10 protein-coding genes are annotated in these 17,265 nt (G+C 73.3%); 5 read left to right on the top strand and 5 right to left on the bottom strand.

Going from position 1 to position 17,265, the window contains the following annotated elements; genetic code table 11:
• Nucleotides 1-76: 76 nt before the first annotated feature.
• Together ACZ5NW_RS04180 and ACZ5NW_RS04175 are read right to left on the bottom strand one after the other, a co-directional pair.
• Nucleotides 77-445, bottom strand: coding sequence for a hypothetical protein (locus ACZ5NW_RS04180; protein WP_468742150.1), 369 nt, complete (start codon nucleotides 443-445; stop codon nucleotides 77-79).
• Nucleotides 442-2,319 carry a glycosyltransferase gene (locus ACZ5NW_RS04175; protein ID WP_468742149.1) on the bottom strand — a complete coding sequence of 626 codons (1,878 nt, stop codon included), beginning with the start codon at nucleotides 2,317-2,319 and terminating at the stop codon, nucleotides 442-444. Before ACZ5NW_RS04175 ends, ACZ5NW_RS04180 begins: the two co-directional genes overlap by 4 nt.
• 148 nt (nucleotides 2,320-2,467) lie before the next feature.
• Between ACZ5NW_RS04175 and ACZ5NW_RS04170 the strand changes: the two genes are divergently transcribed.
• Entirely contained in the window at nucleotides 2,468-3,340 is an 873-nt protein-coding gene (locus ACZ5NW_RS04170; RefSeq protein WP_468742148.1) for an alkaline phosphatase family protein, read from the top strand.
• Nucleotides 3,341-3,469: 129 nt separating this feature from the next.
• A complete protein-coding gene (locus tag ACZ5NW_RS04165) occupies nucleotides 3,470-4,222 on the top strand; it encodes a TetR/AcrR family transcriptional regulator (protein WP_468742147.1) in 753 nt (250 codons plus the stop codon).
• Between the two features lie 40 nt (nucleotides 4,223-4,262).
• On the opposite strand, the gene ACZ5NW_RS04160 is transcribed toward ACZ5NW_RS04165, so the two are convergent.
• Nucleotides 4,263-6,935, bottom strand: coding sequence for a helix-turn-helix transcriptional regulator (locus ACZ5NW_RS04160; protein ID WP_468742146.1), 2,673 nt, complete (start codon nucleotides 6,933-6,935; stop codon nucleotides 4,263-4,265).
• A 502-nt stretch (nucleotides 6,936-7,437) separates the two neighbouring features.
• Between ACZ5NW_RS04160 and ACZ5NW_RS04155 the strand changes: the two genes are divergently transcribed.
• Complete coding sequence (locus ACZ5NW_RS04155; RefSeq protein ID WP_468742145.1) at nucleotides 7,438-11,169, top strand: type I polyketide synthase; 3,732 nt, start codon at nucleotides 7,438-7,440, stop codon at nucleotides 11,167-11,169.
• 21 nt (nucleotides 11,170-11,190) lie between these two features.
• Nucleotides 11,191-14,577 (top strand): non-ribosomal peptide synthetase, encoded by a 3,387-nt coding sequence (locus tag ACZ5NW_RS04150; RefSeq protein WP_468742144.1) that lies wholly within the window; start codon nucleotides 11,191-11,193, stop codon nucleotides 14,575-14,577.
• A gap of 74 nt (nucleotides 14,578-14,651) precedes the next feature.
• Here ACZ5NW_RS04150 and ACZ5NW_RS04145 read toward each other — a convergent pair whose 3' ends face one another.
• The gene (locus ACZ5NW_RS04145) at nucleotides 14,652-15,506 is read right to left on the bottom strand and encodes an ABC transporter permease (RefSeq protein ID WP_468742143.1); all 855 of its coding nucleotides are present in this window, start codon (nucleotides 15,504-15,506) and stop codon (nucleotides 14,652-14,654) included.
• The gene (locus ACZ5NW_RS04140; RefSeq protein WP_468742142.1) at nucleotides 15,503-16,519 is read right to left on the bottom strand and encodes an ATP-binding cassette domain-containing protein; all 1,017 of its coding nucleotides are present in this window, start codon (nucleotides 16,517-16,519) and stop codon (nucleotides 15,503-15,505) included. The genes ACZ5NW_RS04145 and ACZ5NW_RS04140 overlap by 4 nt, the downstream gene beginning before the upstream one ends.
• Before the next feature lie 65 nt (nucleotides 16,520-16,584).
• On the opposite strand from ACZ5NW_RS04140, the gene ACZ5NW_RS04135 reads away from it, so the two are divergent.
• The gene (locus tag ACZ5NW_RS04135) at nucleotides 16,585-17,235 is read left to right on the top strand and encodes a TetR/AcrR family transcriptional regulator (protein WP_468742141.1); all 651 of its coding nucleotides are present in this window, start codon (nucleotides 16,585-16,587) and stop codon (nucleotides 17,233-17,235) included.
• Nucleotides 17,236-17,265 lie beyond the last annotated feature (30 nt).

Raw genomic sequence — 17,265 nt, 5'->3', positions numbered from 1 at the left:
CGCCATACGTTTACGACGTATATCCACACATTCGCCCCATTTGTCGACCACGTCAAGTGGATACGGGCGGACGGGGTCACCCGCGGCGGGGCACCAGGGCCAGCGCGGAGGTCAGGACGGCCAGCACGAGCAGGCCCCGGGTCGCGGTGAACACGCCGCCGAGGAAGAGTCCCGCCACGACCGCGGCCGCCAGGGACATGCTGAGCGTCACCGTGAGCACGCCCGCCTCCAGGACCGCCGTCCGGCCGCGGGCCGCGCCGGGCCGGACCCAGCGGACGGCGGCCAGCCCGGGGCACAGACACAGGAAGAGGGCCGTCACGGCCACCCGCGGGACGCCGCCCGCCGGCAGCGCGGACGCAGCCAGGGCCACCCAGCCGGACAGCGCGAGCGCCCAGCGCGGCCCGCTCACGGCCCCGGCCCCGGGTACGCGCGGCAGCCCGTTCACGGCCCCTCCTCCGGGCGCGCGTACCGGTAGACCACGGCGTCCCGGTTGCGGTACACGGGCACGAAGCCCGTCGTCCGCGCCAGTCCGGAGTCCAGGCGCCGCACGATGTCGCCGGGCAGGACGCCCCGGAAGACGCAGTCGGCGGCCTGGGCCCGGTTGAGGACGACGTACGCGGGCCGCTGCGAGGTGGCGCCGCGCACGAACGGCATGAGGCCCCGCACCGGATCCTCGACCAGCCTGCGCCGGTCGGCGATGTCCTGCTCGTCCAGCTCGATCCGGGAGTGCCGCTCGTAGTCCTCGTACAGGCCGGGCACGGCCGCGGTCACGGTGACGAGCTGGAAGCCCGGCGGGGCGGTGGCCGTGACGAACCGTACGGCGGAGTACTCCTCCTCGGTGAACTGGTTCGCCGCCTCCTTGCCGTAGTAGCCGAAGACCAGCCCGGCGAGCAGGATCACGAGCACCGGCCAGCGGGCGAGAGTCCGCAGCGGCGGCCCGGCTCCCCGGCGCTCGGCCGCGCCACGCGGGAAGAGCAGGGCGGCGACGAGGAAGGCCGCGGCGGGCAGCGCGAAGAGATAGGCGCGGAAGATCATCTCGCCGCCGTAGGCGTTCGCGGCGAGCAGTGGCAGCGGGGCCACGACGAGCAGCGGAAGGCCGGTGCGGCGGGTCCAGCGCCGCACCACGAAGGCGGTGGCCGCCAGCAGCAGAACCATCGCGGACAGCGCCCGGTCGGCCCAGGACACCACCACCTGCCCGGGGGCCGCGGTGCCCAGCGAGGCGAGCCCGGAGGACACGTTGGAGTCGGCCCGCAGCAGCGCGCCCAGGAAATCGTGCAGGTTGGAGGCGAGATAGGACCGGGCGACGGTGACGTCCCACAGCAGCGTCAGCAGCACCGCGCCGGCCAGGGCGGGCAGCACCACGCGCCGGTTGCGGCGGGGCAGCGCGAGCGCGACCAGCGCGCTGATCATCATGAGCGGCGTCAGCGGGTGCGAGGAGACGATGGCGAACTGCAGGAGCAGGACCGCACCGAGGAGGCCCGGGGTCCACCTGCCCGGCCGGGCCCGGCGCGGTGGATGCCGCGCCGAGCCGGGAAGTTGCCCCACGACCAGGGCGATCATCGTCACGAACAGCAGGAAGGCGAAGGCCTGCGGGGCGAAGTAGTCCTGCCCCACCCAGGAGCACGAGTAGAAGATCCACGCGCCCGCCCAGATCAGCCGACGGTCGCGGGTCACCGCGCGGTAGAGCAGCAGCAGCGGGCCGAGCAGCAGGGCGTTGAGGACGGGCGGGGTCCAGGCGGCGTAGGAGAGCGCCGACTCCATGCCGGTCGCCTTCAGGAAGAACGCGTTGAGCTCGAAGAAGACCGGCCACTGGTTGTAGAGCGAGAGCTTCTCGACGCTCGGCACGTCACCGTTGTGGCGGATCACGGCGTCGACGACCGCGACGTGTTTCCACGCCCAGCTGTAGCGCAGGGTCGGGTAGAGCAGGGTGGGGGTCGCGTGGATCACCGCGATCAGCCCCAGGACGTACCCGGCGAACCAGCCGTGCCCGGTGCGCCGGTCGGCGAGCGCCAGGCAGAAGCCGAGGGCGAGCAGCGCGAGGGCGGCCCAGAAGAGCACCGGCAGCACCTGGAGCAGACCGAAGTCCCGCATCCCGCGCAGGTTCACGTGGCGCAGCGAGAGCAGCCACAGCACGAGCGCCAGGGGCAGCAGGGCGCGCGACGACCACCGCAGCGCCGTCCGCCCCCGACCGGCACCGGCGTCCGGGGGCGGACGGCCGTGCCGTGCCGGGTCGGGCCCTTCGGCGGACGTCTCCCGCGGCGCGCCGCCCCGCAGGGAGCGCGCCGCGCGGTCGCCCGCCAGGGTCTGGCGCTCGTCCATCAAGCCGTCTCCCTCGGTGCGCGTCGGCGTCGCCGACGCGCCGGAATCAGAGGCAGGGAGCAGGAAGACCGGTCAGAATGCGAAGGTAATACTCATTGCCACGTTAGTGCCGTTTGCCGCACCCGGCAGGAAGAGGGCGAGGCCGCCAGTGACGCGCACAGGACGCCGCCGCACCGCGAGAGCGCTCGCCGCGTGGACGTCCGTGCTGGCTTCCCTGCTGGTCACGGCTGGCTGCCAGGATGCCTCGTCGGCGGATTCCGCCGTCCCCCGGCCGGACCACATCGTCGTCGTGGTCGAGGAGAACCACGGCTACGACTCGATCGTCGGCAACCCCCAGGCGCCCTACCTCAACGAACTCGCCCGGCGCGGCGCCTCGCTCACCGAGTTCTACTCCCTCGCCCACCCCAGCCAGCCCAATTACCTCGCCCTGTTCTCCGGCTCCACGCAGGGCGTCCGCGACGACTCCTGCCCGCACACCCTGACGGCCCGCAATCTCGGCACCCAACTGCTCCAGGCGGGACGCACGTTCACCGGGTACTCCGAGAGCCTGCCGCATGTCGGCTACCCGGGCTGCCGCAGCGGCACGTACGTCCGGCGGCACAGTCCCTGGGTGAACTTCAGCAATCTTCCCGCCTCGGCGAACCGCCCGTTCACCGCCTTCCCCCGCGACTTCTCCCGGCTGCCGGCCGTGTCGTTCGTCATCCCCGACCTGGAGCACGACATGCACGACGGGAGCATCGGCGCGGCCGACACCTGGCTGAGGAAGCACCTCGACGCGTACGCCGGCTGGGCGATGACCCACAACAGCCTCCTGGTGGTCACCTGGGACGAGGACGAGGGCCGCGCCGACCAGGCCAACCGCATCCCGACGTTCCTCGTCGGCGAGCGGGTGCGGCCCGGCGACCACGACCAACCGAACAATCTCTACGGGCTGCTGCGCACGCTGCTCGACGCGTACGACCTCAAGCCGCTCGGCCACAGCAGGGACGCCGATCCGCTCGACGTCTGGCGCGACACGTGAGGGCCCGCCGCGCCCCGTCCCCGGGCCTGCGGGGCCGTTCGGGGGGTGTCCGGGAGGCTTTCGTTTACGGCGTAAACACGGGGGGTAAGGGCGAGTCGGACCGCGTCGGGCGGCGCTGGGAGGCAGGCCATGGCGAGTGACTCGGGGGACGCGCCGGCGCGGCGGGCCAGCGACCGGGGCCGGTACGGCAGGCTCAGCCGGGACCGGGTGCTCACCGCCGCTCTGGAACTGGTCGACCGCGAGGGGCTGTCGGCGCTGAGCATGCGCCGGCTGGGCGCCGAACTCGGCGTCGAGGCCATGGCCCTGTACCGGTACGCCGCCGGCAAGGACGCGCTCCTGGACGGCCTGGTCGAGGCCCTCTACCTGGAGCTGGAGAAACGCCTGGCCGAGCCCCCGGACCCGGCGGCCCGGCCGCCCGCGGACGTTCCCCTGTGGCGCGCCGAGCTGCACCGCACCGCCCTGGCCTCCTACGAGGTCTGTCTGCGCCACCCCCAGGTGGTCCCGCTGATGGCCACCCGGATGCTCGCGGTGCCGCTGGCCCGGCGCCCGCTCGCCGTCCTGCGGGCGCATGAGCGGGTGCTGGGGCTGCTCGACCGGGCCGGACTCGACGAGGCGCGGATCGCCGCGGCCTTCCAGGCGTACACGGCCTGGCTGCTCGGCTACATCTCGGTGGAACTGCGCCCCATGGTGGACAACCCCGACGAGCCCGACCCGGCGTTCCGCCTCGGGCTGCACCGCATGCCGCCCCAGGAACTGCCCCTGCTGCGCGAGGCCGCGGCCACCCTCGCCGAACGCGGCGGCCCGCAGGCTCTGACGGCCGGCCTGGACGCCCTGCTGGACACCTTCACCCGGTCGGCCCCGGCAGGGCCGGGGGCCGCCTAGCGCCCTGCCTTCGGGTCCGGCCGGCGCCGGGGTGCGCGTCTCAGGGGACGAGTTCGGACAGGGACGACGGCAGTTGGGTGCGGCGGCGGATGCCGAGTTTCCGGTAGGCGCGGGTGAGGTGCTGTTCGACGGTGCTGACCGTGATGAAGAGCTTCCGGGCGATCTGCTCGTTCGTCGAGCCCCGGGCGGCCAGTTCCGCCACCCGCCACTCCGCCGAGCTGAGCCGGCACACGGGCGGGTCGTTCTCGCCGAGGGACTCGGCCCAGCCCGCCTCGTCGGCCGCCGGTGCCGGCGGTTCCGGCAGGAGCGCGGCGCAGCGGTCCGCCAGCGTCCTCGCCATCCGGGCGTGGCGGCGGGCCTGCACGGAGTCCCCCGCCGACTCGTAGGCGTGGCCCAGGTCGGCGAGCGTGTACGCCAGGTTCAGCGAGTCGCCGCAGCGGTCGAGGAGGTTCGCCGCCTTCAGCAGCGTCGGCGGGCGCTCCTCCGGGCGGAGGGTGGCCGCCAGGGCGCGGTAGGTCAGGCCGCGGGCGCGCGGGTGGCCGGCGGGGAGCAGCGCCATCTGCTCGGTCAGGAGCTGCCGGGCCTGCGCGACGAGGCCCTGGTGGAGGTAGGCCCGGGCGGCGTGGGCGCGCCAGGGCACCGCGGACGGGCAGTCGGCCTCCCACAGCTTCATCAGGTGCCCGGCCGCCAGGAAGTCCTGGAGAGCGGCGTCATGGCGGCCGCAGGCGAGGTGGTGGTGGCCCCGGGCGTCGAGGTAGACCACTCCGCCGAGGGTTCCGAAGGCGGCGCTGGGCACGGGGAAGGCGAGATGGCTCTCGGCCTCCGCCAGGTTCCCCGTAGCCGTGGTGGTGAGCACGAGCAGGGAGAGCGGGATGACGACGGCCGTCCCCCAGTTCTCGCGCGGCATCAGCGCGAGCGCTGCGCGGGCCTGCCGCTCGGCGTTGGCCAGGTCTCCGAGACGGTAGTGGATCTCGGCGCGCGCCGAGGTGAACAGGGCGTGCCACACCAGCCCGTACGTCTCCCCCATGGAGGCGAGGAGGGCGTCGCACCACACGGACGCCTTGTCGAGGTGGTCGGAGTAGATCAGGACCGTGAGCGAGGCGAGCGACGACGCCGGGCTCGCCGCTCCGGCCAGGGCCTCCCGCAGCACCAGTTCGGCGGCGGCCACGGCGCCCTCCTCGCCGGCGCCCCGCAGGACCGCGCCGAGCGCGGCCGCGGCCCGGTGTTCGGGAGCGCCGGGGCCGACGTCCTGACGGGCGGCGGCCACGAACTCCGGGGCGGGCGTGATGCCCGGGTACGTGAGCGGCAGCCACAGGCGCAGCCGCTCGGCGTACGGGACGGTGTCCGCGTCGGGCTGCGGACGGGAGTCGTCGGCGAGGCGCGCCATCACGCGGGTCGCCTGCTCCACCTGGCCGTTCCAGAGCAGGCTCCGTACGACGGGGACGGACTGGCGGACGGAGAGTTCGCCCTGTTCGGCGGCCGCGACGAGATCGGGCAGATAGTCCCGCACCGCACCGGGGTCGTGGCGCCACATGACGTCGGCGAGCCTCGCGGCGATACCGGCCCGTTCCCGGCCCTGCGCGCACTCGCGGTGCGCTCGTTCGAGGTAGCCGACGGCCGCCTCGTGGTCTCCGCCGGCGAGGGCCTGGTCGGCGGCCTCGCACAGCAGGCGGGCGGCGCGCGAGCGCAGGGCCTGGCGCTGCTCCCGGGGGATGCTGCCGAGCACGGCCTCGCGCGCGCTCGGCTGTCCGAGCAGCTCGTGCTCCAGCAGTCCGCCGACGCCGGGGGACGCGGCGATCCGCTCAACGGATTCCGGGTCCATGCCGCACAGGCGGGCGACGACGGCCGCCGACCGGGGCTCCCTCAGGGTGGCCATCGCCTGCGCGATCTCCAGCACGCCGGACTCGGCCCGGTACAGGCAGCTCAGGACGGCGCGCCCGAAGACGGGGCCGGGCACGGGCTCCCGCCGCGTGGGCGACTCGGCGAGCCCGGACGTGTAGTCCTCGGCCAGGGCGTGCACCAGCAGCGGCCGGCCGCCGCTGAGCTGGGCGCACGCGGGGGCGATCCGGCACGCGGTCTCCAGGTTGAAGTACTCCTCCAGCACCGTCGCCACTCCCGTCCCGGAGAGCGGTTCGAGGTCCAGCTGGGTGCAGTTCGGCATCCTGAGGAACTCGGCCTGGAGGATGCGCTGGACGCTGTCCCGGCCCATGTCCGGGCAGTAGGTGAGGACGATGGAGATCGGCGCGTTGCCCATCCGGCGGGTCAGGGCGAGCAGGAGGAGCAGCGACTCGACGTCCATGAAGTGCGCGTCGTCGATGCAGATGACCAGCAGCGGGCTGTCGGTCAGGTACGCGAAGGCCCCAGGCAGGCGGCCGAGGATCGGCGAGGAGGTCTCCCCGTGCTGACCCGCGCCGCAGAGGCTCTCCATCAGCTCGCGCGCCTCCAGGCCCGCGTCACGGGAGAGCCGGCACCCCCGGAGCAGCTGGTCGATGATCCCCAGCGGCTGGTCGCGCTCGAAGCTCGACGCCGTGGCCTGGAGGACCGTCGCCCCGGCGTCGGCCGCGTCGCGCGCGAAGGAGTCGAGCAGGGCGGTCTTTCCGCTGGCGAGTGGGCCGCCGATGGCGACCATCTGACATCGGCGGCCCAATGAACACTCGCTGTAGACCTGGGCCAGCGTCTTCTCTTCCTTGTCCCGTTCGACCAGCTTCTCCATCACTTCTCACCATCTCGCAACACAGGGACAGGGTGCGCGGAAACCCGATGAATGCACGCGATCTTGTGGATGAGATGTCAGAAGGCCGTTCCGAGCTGTGATCATCATTAACCGGAATTCCCCCGTCCGGCGTGAACCAATACGTTCAGCTGAGAGTCCAGGTGGATAAACGGCTGCGACCTGGGCCGTCAGCGTACCCACGGGCAAAGCCCGACGGAATATGAAAAATGCACTACCCCTGGTGCATCCCCCACGGCCGGGCCCGCCCTGACCCCCGTCAGCCCTGGCCGGGTGCCCATATCTCTAGCCGAGCGCCCCTACCCCAGCAACCCCTATCACCCGTCGTCCGCCCGCATTAGGGGTGCGCATAGGGGTGAAAGTGGGGTATCAGGCGATCACTTCCGCCCAGTAGGCTCGGCCGAGAATTGGACTTTGGACTGAGGAAATATTTATCCGTTCCCGGGCACACGCACTGCTTAAATGACGGGGAGCCGCACGGTCAATGGCTGATGAAGAAAAGCTGCGTCAGTACCTGAAGAAGGCCACCGGCGAACTGCAGCGCACCACCCGGAGACTGCACGAGGCCGAACTCAGGGATTCCGAGCCCATCGCGATCGTGGGCATGGGCTGCCATTTCCCGCCCGATCTGCGTTCCGCGGCGGATCTCTGGCGATTCGTGGCGGACGAGGGCGACGGAATCTCGTCGTTCCCCGACGACCGGGGATGGGGCGACGTCGACGCGCCCGGCGACGGCACCGAAACCACCCGCCAGGGTGGCTTCGTGACCGGAGCCGACCGGTTCGACGCCGAGTTCTTCGGGATCGGCGAGCACGAGGCGCTGGCGATGGACCCGCAGCAGCGGCTGCTCCTGGAGACCGCGTGGAACGCCGTGGAGGACGCCGGCCTGGATCCGGCCGGCCTGCGCGGGACACCGACCGGCGTCTACGCGGGCGTGTCCTACTGCCACTACGGCGCCGGACCGCGAGCGGCGGCGGTCCCGGCCGGCGTCGAGGACCAGCTGATCATCGGCGGCACACCGAGCACGACGTCGGGCCGCGTCTCCTATGTGCTGGGGCTGCGCGGACCGGCCATCAGCGTGGACACCGCCTGCTCGTCGTCCCTGGTGGCCATCCACCTGGCGTGCCAGGGGCTGCGGCGCGGCGACTGCGAACTCGCGCTGGCCGGCGGCGTCACGATCATGGCCACACCCCACGTCATCGTCGAGTTCGGCCGCCGCGGCGCCCTCGCCGGGGACGGCCGGTGCAAGCCCTTCGCGGCCGCCGCGGACGGCATGGGGTTCGGCGAGGGGGCCGGGCTGCTGGTGCTGGAGCGGCTGTCCGTGGCTCGGCGCCACGGCCACCCCGTGCTCGCGGTGATCCGGGGGTCGGCGGTCAACCAGGACGGCGCGACGAACGGGCTGACCTCGCCGAGCCGTTCGGCGCAGGAGGCGGTCATCCGGCAGGCGCTGGCGGCCGCCGGGCTCACCCCAGACCAGGTCGACGCGGTGGAAGGCCACGGGACCGGCACCGCGCTCGGTGACTCCATCGAGGCCGAGGCCCTCATCGCCACCTACGGCGAGCACCGGTCCGCCGACCGGCCCCTGAGGCTGGGCTCGGTCAAATCGAACATCGGCCACACCCAGACCGCGTCCGGGGTGGCGGGCGTGATCAAGACGGTCATGTCCATGCGCGCGGGCCTCCACGCCCGGACCCTTCACATCGACCAGCCGTCGGCCTACGTCGACTGGTCCGACGGCACGGTCGCCCTGACGACCGAGTCGGTTCCCTGGCCGGCCGAGGGGCGTCCCCGGCGGGCCGGCGTGTCCTCCTTCGGCATCAGCGGCACCAACGCGCACCTGATCGTGGAGGAGCCGGCCACGACGGACGGCGAGCGGCAGGGCGGCGAGCGGCAGGGCGGCGTCGACGCCCTCGTCACCCCCTGGGTGCTCTCGGCGAAGACCGAACCGGCGCTGCGGGCCATGGCCGCGCGGCTCGGCGACCACGTCGCCGCCCACCCGGCCCCGGCCGCAGACATCGGCAGGTCCCTCGCCCGCACCAGGGCCGGGTTCGGACACCGCGCGGTCAGCGTGGCCACCTCCGTCGACGAGCACCGCGCCGCGCTCGCCGCCCTGGCCCGCGGCGAGGACGCGCCCGGTCTGATCACCGGCGCGGCCGCCCCCGCGCGAACGGCCCTGGTCTTCACGGGCTCCACGGACGGCGAGCCGGGTGCCGGTGACCCGGCCCAGGAGATGGCGGAACGGTTCCCCGCCTTCGCCGAGGCGTACGACGACGTACGCACGCGTCTGGAGGCGCGGCTCGACCGGCCGCTGACGGCGTACCGGCACGCCGCCGTGTTCGCCCTCCAGTGGGCGCTGTACCGCCTGGTGCGGTCCTGCGGAGTGGAGCCGGACCTCGTCGCCGGCTCGGGCGTCGGCGAGATCACGGCGGCCCATGCCGCCGGCGTCCTGTCGTCGGACGACGCCATCGCGCTCGCGGCCGCCGCCGCGCGTGCGGACGAGACCGGGGACCACGGCGACGAGGACGGGCTGCGGGCCACCGCCGAGCGGATCGAGTACGCGAAGCCGGACATCACGATCATCGCCCCCGGCGAAGCCGGCGAGCCCGGCCACCCGGACCACTGGGCGTCCGGCGACTTCCTGCGCACCGACGCCGGGGACCTTCTGTCCCGGGTGCGGTCGCAGGGGGCGACGGCCTGCCTGGAGCTGGACCCGGGAGCCGCCGGCCCGGCCGAGGAGGTGCTGGCCCGTCTCGCGAGGGCGTACACGGCCGGCGCGGTGGTGTCGTGGGAGGGCGCCTTCACCGGCACGGGCGCCGGCCAGGTCCGCCTGCCCGGCTACCCGTTCCAGCGCAGGCGGTACTGGCTCGACGCGCCGGTCACCCGGGACCGCGGCGGCGACGAGGTGGTGCGTGAGCACGTACACCCGCTGCTCGGGGGCCCGATCGACCTCGCCGACCCGACCGAGGTCCGGTTCACCCGTACGCTGACGGCACGGGACCCCTGGTACGTGGCGCAGTACCGGTTGCGCGGCGCGCCCGCCCTGCCGCCCGCCGCCGTGGCCGAATGGGCCCTGGCCGCCGCGCGCCACGCGGCCCCCGACGGCGGCGCCGCCCCGACGATCGAGGACCTCGTCCTCGGTGAGCCGACCACCCTGTCCGGCCCACGGCCGTCGGCCACGCAGTCGGCGGCCGTACAGACAGCGGCCGCGCAGACGGCGATCGTGCAGACGGCGGTAGAAGCCCACGGCGCGGTCCGCCGGTTGAGGGGATTCGGCCGGGCGTCCGGCGCGGAACCGGGCGGCGGCGACCGCGGCTGGACCCTCCGGTTCACCGCCTCGGCCCGTGCCGGAACGGCACCGGCCCCCGGCCCCGCGGACCTCGACCGGCTGCGCTCGGAGATGACCGAGGCGGATCCGCAGGCGCTGTTCGCGCGGCTCGACGACGCCGGAATCGCCTGCGGCCCGGCCTTCCGGCAGGCGGTCCGCCGCTGTTGGCGGGCCGACGACGAGGCGCTGACCCTCGTCGAGCCCGACCCGGCCGTCGCCGCCGACGACGACACCTACGTCCTCCACCCCGTGGTGTTCGAGACGTGCCTGCTGACCGCCTTCCCGCTGGTCGCCGGTGACGGCGAGGCCCTGTGGCTGGCGTCGGGCCTCTCCCGTCTCACCGTCCACCGCGAGCTGCCCCGGCGGCTGTGGTGCCATGTGCGCCGCACCCCGGACGGCCCGGTCCACCTCGCGCTCTTCACCGACACCGGCGAGCCCCTCGTCACCGTCGAAGGGCTGACGTACGCCGCGTCCGACCTGGGCGAGGAGGCGGGCCCCGGGGAGCCGGAGATCGAGCCGTGGGACGTGGAGGAGCTGGCGCGGCTCGCCGTCGTGGAGCCGCCGGCGGCGCGGGAGGCGCTCACGGACCTCCTGTTCGCCCGGGTGACCGCCCTGGTCGAGGGGCTCGCGGAGGACCGGGAGAGCCTGCGCGCCGGGTTCCCGGGCAGCCGGCTGGGCGATCTCGGCCTGGACTCGCTGCGGGCGATGCGGCTCAGGGAGCAGTTCCGCACCGGGCTGCTCGTGGACGTACCGCCCCAGCGCCTGCTCGGCGACACCACCGTCGCGGACGTCGTCGACCTGGTCTGCCGGTCCCTCGCCGCCCGGAGCCTCGTCGTGACGGGCGACGAGCAGCCGGAGGCCGCCGGACCGATCGAAGAACTCATCCTGTAACCCGCCAGGAAGGCAGGCACGATGTCCACGGATCTCTTCGCCGAGTTGTACCGCCGCGGGGTGAGGATGCGGCTGGCCGACGGCCGACTCCATGTGACGGCCCCGCCCGGTGCCCTGACTCCCGAGCTGCGCGAGGAGATGAGGCTGCGCCGGGACGAGCTCATCGAGATCATCACGCGCTCCGAGAGCGGGGGCGAGCCGGTGAGCCTGACGCCCCGGCCCGAGGAGCGGCATGAACCGTTCCCGCTGACGGACATCCAGCAGGCGTACTGGGTGGGCCGGACACCGGCGGTGGAGCTCGGCGGGAACGCGGCCCACGGCTACATCGAGTTCGACACCGGGGAGCTCGACATCCCGAGGCTCGCACGCAGCCTCGACAAGCTCGTGCGGCGCCACGACATGCTCCGGGCGGTCATCGAGCCCGGCGGACTCCAGCGCGTCCTGCCCGAGGTACCGCCGTACGACATCCAGGTCACCGATCTGTCCGGGCTGGACGAGGCCGCGCAGGAGGCCGGGATCGCCCGGATCCGGGACGAACTGGCCGACCAGATCCTGCCCACCGACCGCTGGCCGCTGTTCGAGGTCCGCGCGACCCGGCTGGGCGACCGACGCTGGCGCCTGCATCTCAGCCTGGACATGCTGATCATGGACGGGTTCAGCATCGGGCTGTTCCAGCGCGACTGGTTCCACTTCTACAGCCGGCCGGAGGCCGAGCCGGAGCCCATCGAGGTCACCTTCCGCGACTACGTCCTGGCCGAGCAGCGGCAGCAGGGCGAGCGGCGGTTCGAGGCCGACAAGCGGTACTGGCTGGACCGGCTCGACCAGCTGCCGCCCGCCCCCGAACTGCCCCTGGCCGTCCAGCCGGGGCAGCTGTCCCGGCCGTCGTTCGCCCGGCAGCACGCCCGGCTGTCCCGCGACCGGTGGACCGCCGTCAAGGAGACCGCCCGCCGCCGGGGCCTCACCCCCTCCGCGGTGCTCATCGCGGCCTACGCCGATGTACTGCGGCGCTGGTCGAAACGGCCGGAACTCACCCTCAACCTGACGCTGTTCAACCGTCCCCCGCTCCACCCGCGGATCGGCGAGGTGATCGGCGACTTCACCTCGGTGATCCTGCTGGAGACGCGGCCGGAGGCGGAGGACTCCTTCGCCGGGCGCGCGAAACGCCTGCACCACCAGCTGCTGGACGATCTCGGGCACTCCACCTACTCCGGCGTCCGGGTGCTGCGGGAGCGCGCCCGGCGCTTCGGCGGCCGTCCGGGAGCGGCGATGCCGGTGGTGTTCACCAGCATGATCGGCTTCGACTCCGCGTCGAACCTCACCGAGTCGGCCCGGATGTTCGGCGAGGTGGTGTACGGCGCGAGCCAGACGCCGCAGGTCTGGCTGGACTACCAGGTACTGGAGGACCGGGGCGAGCTGCTGGTCAACTGGGACTTCGTCGACGGACTCTTCCCCGCCGGCATGATCGAGGAGATGTTCCTCGCCCACCGGACCTGCCTGGAGCGCCTCGCCGAGAGCGAAGCCGCGTGGGACGAACGCGAGCTGATCGCACTCCCCGACGCGCAGGCCGCCGAACGCGACCGGGCCAACGCGACCGAGGCGCCCATCCCGCCGCGCACGCTCTGCGGCCTGGTCGAGGAACAGGCCGCGCGGACCCCGGACGCGATCGCCGTGATCGCGCCCGACGGCGAGCACACCTATCGCGAACTGGTCGACGACGCCCACCGGCTGGCCCACGCCCTGCAGTCGATGGGGGCCACCCCGAACACCCTGATCGGCGTCGTCGCGGAGAAGGGCTACGAGCAGGTGGTGGCGGCTCTCGGCGTCACCCGGTCCGGGGCCGCGTATCTGCCGATCGAACCGCGCTGGCCCGCCGCCCGGCGCGAGCAGCTCCTGCGGCAGGGGCGGGTCCAGGTGGTGGTCACGACCCGGCGGCTGCGCGACGAGCCGGCCTGGCCCGACGGGATCCGGCGGGTGACCCTCGCCGACGAGGCGGTACGGACCGCGCCGGCCACCCCGCCCGCGACCGGGCCCGACCCGGCCGACCTGGCGTACGTGATCTTCACCTCCGGATCGACCGGTACGCCGAAGGGCGTCATGATCGACCACCGGGCGGCGGCCAACACGATCCAGGACCTCAACGAGCGCTACCGCGTCACCCCGGACGACCGCGTGCTCGCGCTGTCCGCCCTCAGCTTCGACCTCTCCGTGTACGACCTCTTCGGTTTCCTGGCCGCCGGCGCCGGTGTCGTCATGCCGGAGCCCGGCCGGGCACAGGAGCCGCGGCACTGGAGCGAGCTGGTGGACCGGCACCGGGTGACGCTCTGGAACACCGTGCCGGCCCTCGTCCAGGCGTGGATCGACGCGCACGACCCGGCCTCGCCCCCGCCCGGACACGGGCTGCGGCTGGTCATGATGAGCGGCGACTGGATCCCCGTGGCACTGCCCGACCGGATCCGCGCGATCTACCCCGAGGCCCAGGTGATGAGCCTGGGCGGCGCCACCGAGGCGTCCATCTGGTCGATCCACTACCCGATCGGCGAGGTGCCCCCGGAGTGGTCACGGATCCCCTACGGCAAGGCGCTCGCCAACCAGACCATGCACGTGTACGACCAGTGGCTCGAACCCAGCCCCGTCTGGGCGACCGGTGAGATCTACATCGGCGGCAGCGGGGTGGCCCGCGGCTACTGGGCCGACCCGGAGCGGACGGCGGAGCGGTTCATCGTGCATCCGCGCACCGGGGAGCGCCTCTACCGGACCGGTGACCTCGGGCGCTATCTCCCCGGCGGGGACATCGAGTTCCTGGGGCGCGAGGACTCGCAGATCAAGCTCAACGGCTACCGCATCGAACTCGGTGAGATCGCGGCCCCGCTGCGGCGGCACCCGGGCGTGCGGGAGGCGCTGGTCGCCGTGGACGCCAATCCCCGGACGGGCCGCCGCCAGCTGGTCGCCTACCTGGTGCCCGAGGACGGGGAGGCCGTCGCGGGGCGGCCACATCCCGACGCCGCCGCGCTGCGGGCCGTACTGGAGGAGGCCCTGCCGGAGTACATGGTGCCGCGCCACTACCTCGTCATCCCGAAGGTGCCGCTGAGCGCCAACGGCAAGGTCGACGTCTCGGCCCTGCCCGCCCCGAGGGAGGAGCAGGCACCCGGCAGGACGTCCGCGCCGCAGGACGATCTGGAGCGCACGCTGCTGCGGTTCTGGCAGGAGGTCCTGGAGCGCGACGACTTCGGGACGGAGGAGAACTTCTTCGAACTCGGCGGGGACTCGCTGCTCGCGATCGGCGTCCTGGAACGGATCGCCAAGGAGTTCGGCACGGCCGAGAGCCAGGACGAGGGCCTGCGCAGGCTCTTCGACCATCCCACGGTGGCCCGCCTGGCCGCCGCCATGAGGGCCGGGGACACGTCCTGACAGCTGGTACGCCCCCACCCGGAGCCGGTGGTCGCCGGTTCCGGGTGGGGGGGCGTGGTGTCGAGGAGCGCGGCTCAGCCCTGCTTGCTGTAGAGGCGCAGGGCGATCGGGGCGGTCACGAGGGTGATGACGGCGGTCGCGGCGAGGGACCAGGTGACCGCGCCGCCGGCGCTGCCGGTGTCGTTCATCAGGTCCCGGGCCGCCGTGGCTACATGGCTGAGCGGGTTGACGTCGACGAACGCCTCCAGCCAGTCGGGCATGGTGCTGGGCTGGACGAAGATGTTGCTGGCGAAGGAGAGCGGGATCAGCACGGCGTTGGCGATGCTGAGGACGACGGCCGGGTCGTGGATGACCAGAGCGAGCGTGGACCACACCAGGGACAGCGCGAGCCCGAAGGCGATGACCAGGGCGACCGCGGCGAGCACGCCCAGCGGACCGCCGTCGGGGCGGTAGCCCATGATCAGGCCGAGCACGATCACGATGGCGGACGCGAAGAGATAGCGGGCGGCGTCGCTGAGCAGGCCGCCGAGCACGAAGGCACCGCGCCACACCGGCAGGCCGCGGAAGCGGTCGAAGGCCCCGCTCTGCACGTCCTGGGCGAGCCGGGCCCCGCCGTACATGGTGACGATGGCGATGCTCATGCTGAGCACGCCGGGCAGCAGCGTCTTGAGGTACTCCCCGGTCGAACCGCTGATGGCACCGCCGAACAGGTAGGTGAACAGCACGGTGAACAGGATCGGGATGGCGGCCGAGTCCACCAGCTGCTTGGGGTCGTGCTTGATCTTGAGCATGGCGCGCCTGCCGAAGGTGACCGAGGCGGCGAGCGCCCCGGCACGGCGGCGGGAGCGTCCCGAGGCGAGCAGGGCGTCGATCGGGTCGGCGTCGGCCTCGGTCGCGGCGGGGCGCGTGGAGGCGGCAGGGGTGGTCATGCGTTCTGGTCCTCGTGGTCGGGGGTGGCCGGAGCGGTCCGGTGGCCGGTGAGTGCGAGGAAGGCCTCGTCCAGGCTGGGCTGGCCGAGGGAGAGGTTCTCGACGCCGACCCCGGCGTCGGCGAGTTGGGTCATCGCGCGCCCGACCAGCCGGCTGACGTCGGTCGCCTCGGCGGGCGTGGCGAGCAGCACGGACAGGGCGAGCGGGTCGGCGGCGGGCCGGACCGTCCCCTCCAGGGCGCCGGACAGGATCTGCAGCGCCCGGGGACGCTGCTCGCCGTCGAGGAGGCGCAGATGCAGGGTGCCCGAGCCGACGCGGGCCTTGAGCTGGGCGCTGGTGCCCTCGGCCACGATCCGGCCGTTGTCGATGACCGCGATCTGCTCGGCGAGCTGGTCGGCCTCCTCCAGGTACTGGGTGGTGAGCAGCACCGTCGTGCCGGCCGCGGCGATCCGGCGGACCAGCTCCCACACCTGGTTGCGGCTGCGCGGGTCGAGACCGGTGGTCGGCTCGTCGAGGAACAGCAGGTCGGGGGTGACGATCAGGCTGGCGCCGATGTCGAGCCGGCGGCGCATGCCGCCCGAGTAGCCGCCCACCGGGCGGTCGGCCGCGCGGGTCAGGTCGAACGCGACGAGCAGGTCGTCGGCGCGCTGTCTGCTGGCGGCCCGGGACAGACCCTGGAGCCGGCCGAGGATCAGCAGGTTCTCGTATCCGGTGAGGTCCTCGTCGAGCGAGGCGAACTGTCCGGTCACCGCCACCCGGGCGCGGATCGCGTCCGTCTCGGTCAGCACGTCGTGGCCGAGGACGCGGGCGGTGCCGCCGTCCGGCCGGGTCAGCGTGGCCAGGATGCGGATCGTGGTCGTCTTGCCCGCCCCGTTGGGGCCGAGGAACCCATAGACCTGACCGCGCCGGATCGTGAGGTCGATCCCGTCCAGTGCCCGGTTCTCTCCGTAGACCTTGACCAGACCGCGCGCCTCGATCGCCGGGTCGTCTCCGCCCGAGCTCTTCTTTGACATACCGTAAGAGTTAGCTATCTCTGACAGCTTGTCAAGGTTACGAACGACGGCATACCCTTCCTGAAATGGTCGACACGCAGCACACCGCCACGCCGCCCCGTCGCCGCCGGTCCGACGCCCGGCGCAGCATCGACGCCATCCTCAACGCGGCCCGGGTCGTGCTGGGCGAGCGGCCCGACGCGAGCATGGAGGACATCGCCGCGACGGCCGGCGTCACCCGCCAGACCGTCTACGCGCACTTCCCCTCACGCGACGCGCTGGTCGCCGCCCTCGTGGAGGCCGCGGCCGCCGAGTACGCGGGGCTGCTCGACGACGCGGCGCTGGACACCGCCCCGCCCGCCGACGCGCTGGTCCGGTTCCTGGACGCGAGCTGGCGCTTCCTCGGCCGCTATCCCCTGCTGCTGAACGCCACCGCGGCGCGGATCCCGCGGCCCGACAGCGACCCCCACGACGTCGTGCCCCCGCGGCTCGAACGGATCATCCGGCGGGGCCAGCACGCGGGCGACTTCGACCCGTCCCTGCCGGCGTCCTGGCTCGCCGCGGCCGTCATGGGCCTTCAGCACACGGCGGCCGCCCAGATCGCGACGGACCGCCTCACGCACGCCGAAGCGGAGGCGCTGTGCCTGGAGAGCACCCTGCGCCTCTGCGGAGGGACGGCACACCAGCAGGCCGGGGCCACCCGAACGGGCTCCGACGGGGGATCCCGGGCCGGCTGAGGAAGGGGCTCGGTCGGCGCATTCCCGGCC

The organism is Streptomyces sp. NPDC032126, assembly GCF_055580085.1.
The sequence above is the reverse complement of the archived record's forward strand: the minus strand, read 5'-3'. Positions and strand labels throughout refer to the sequence as shown.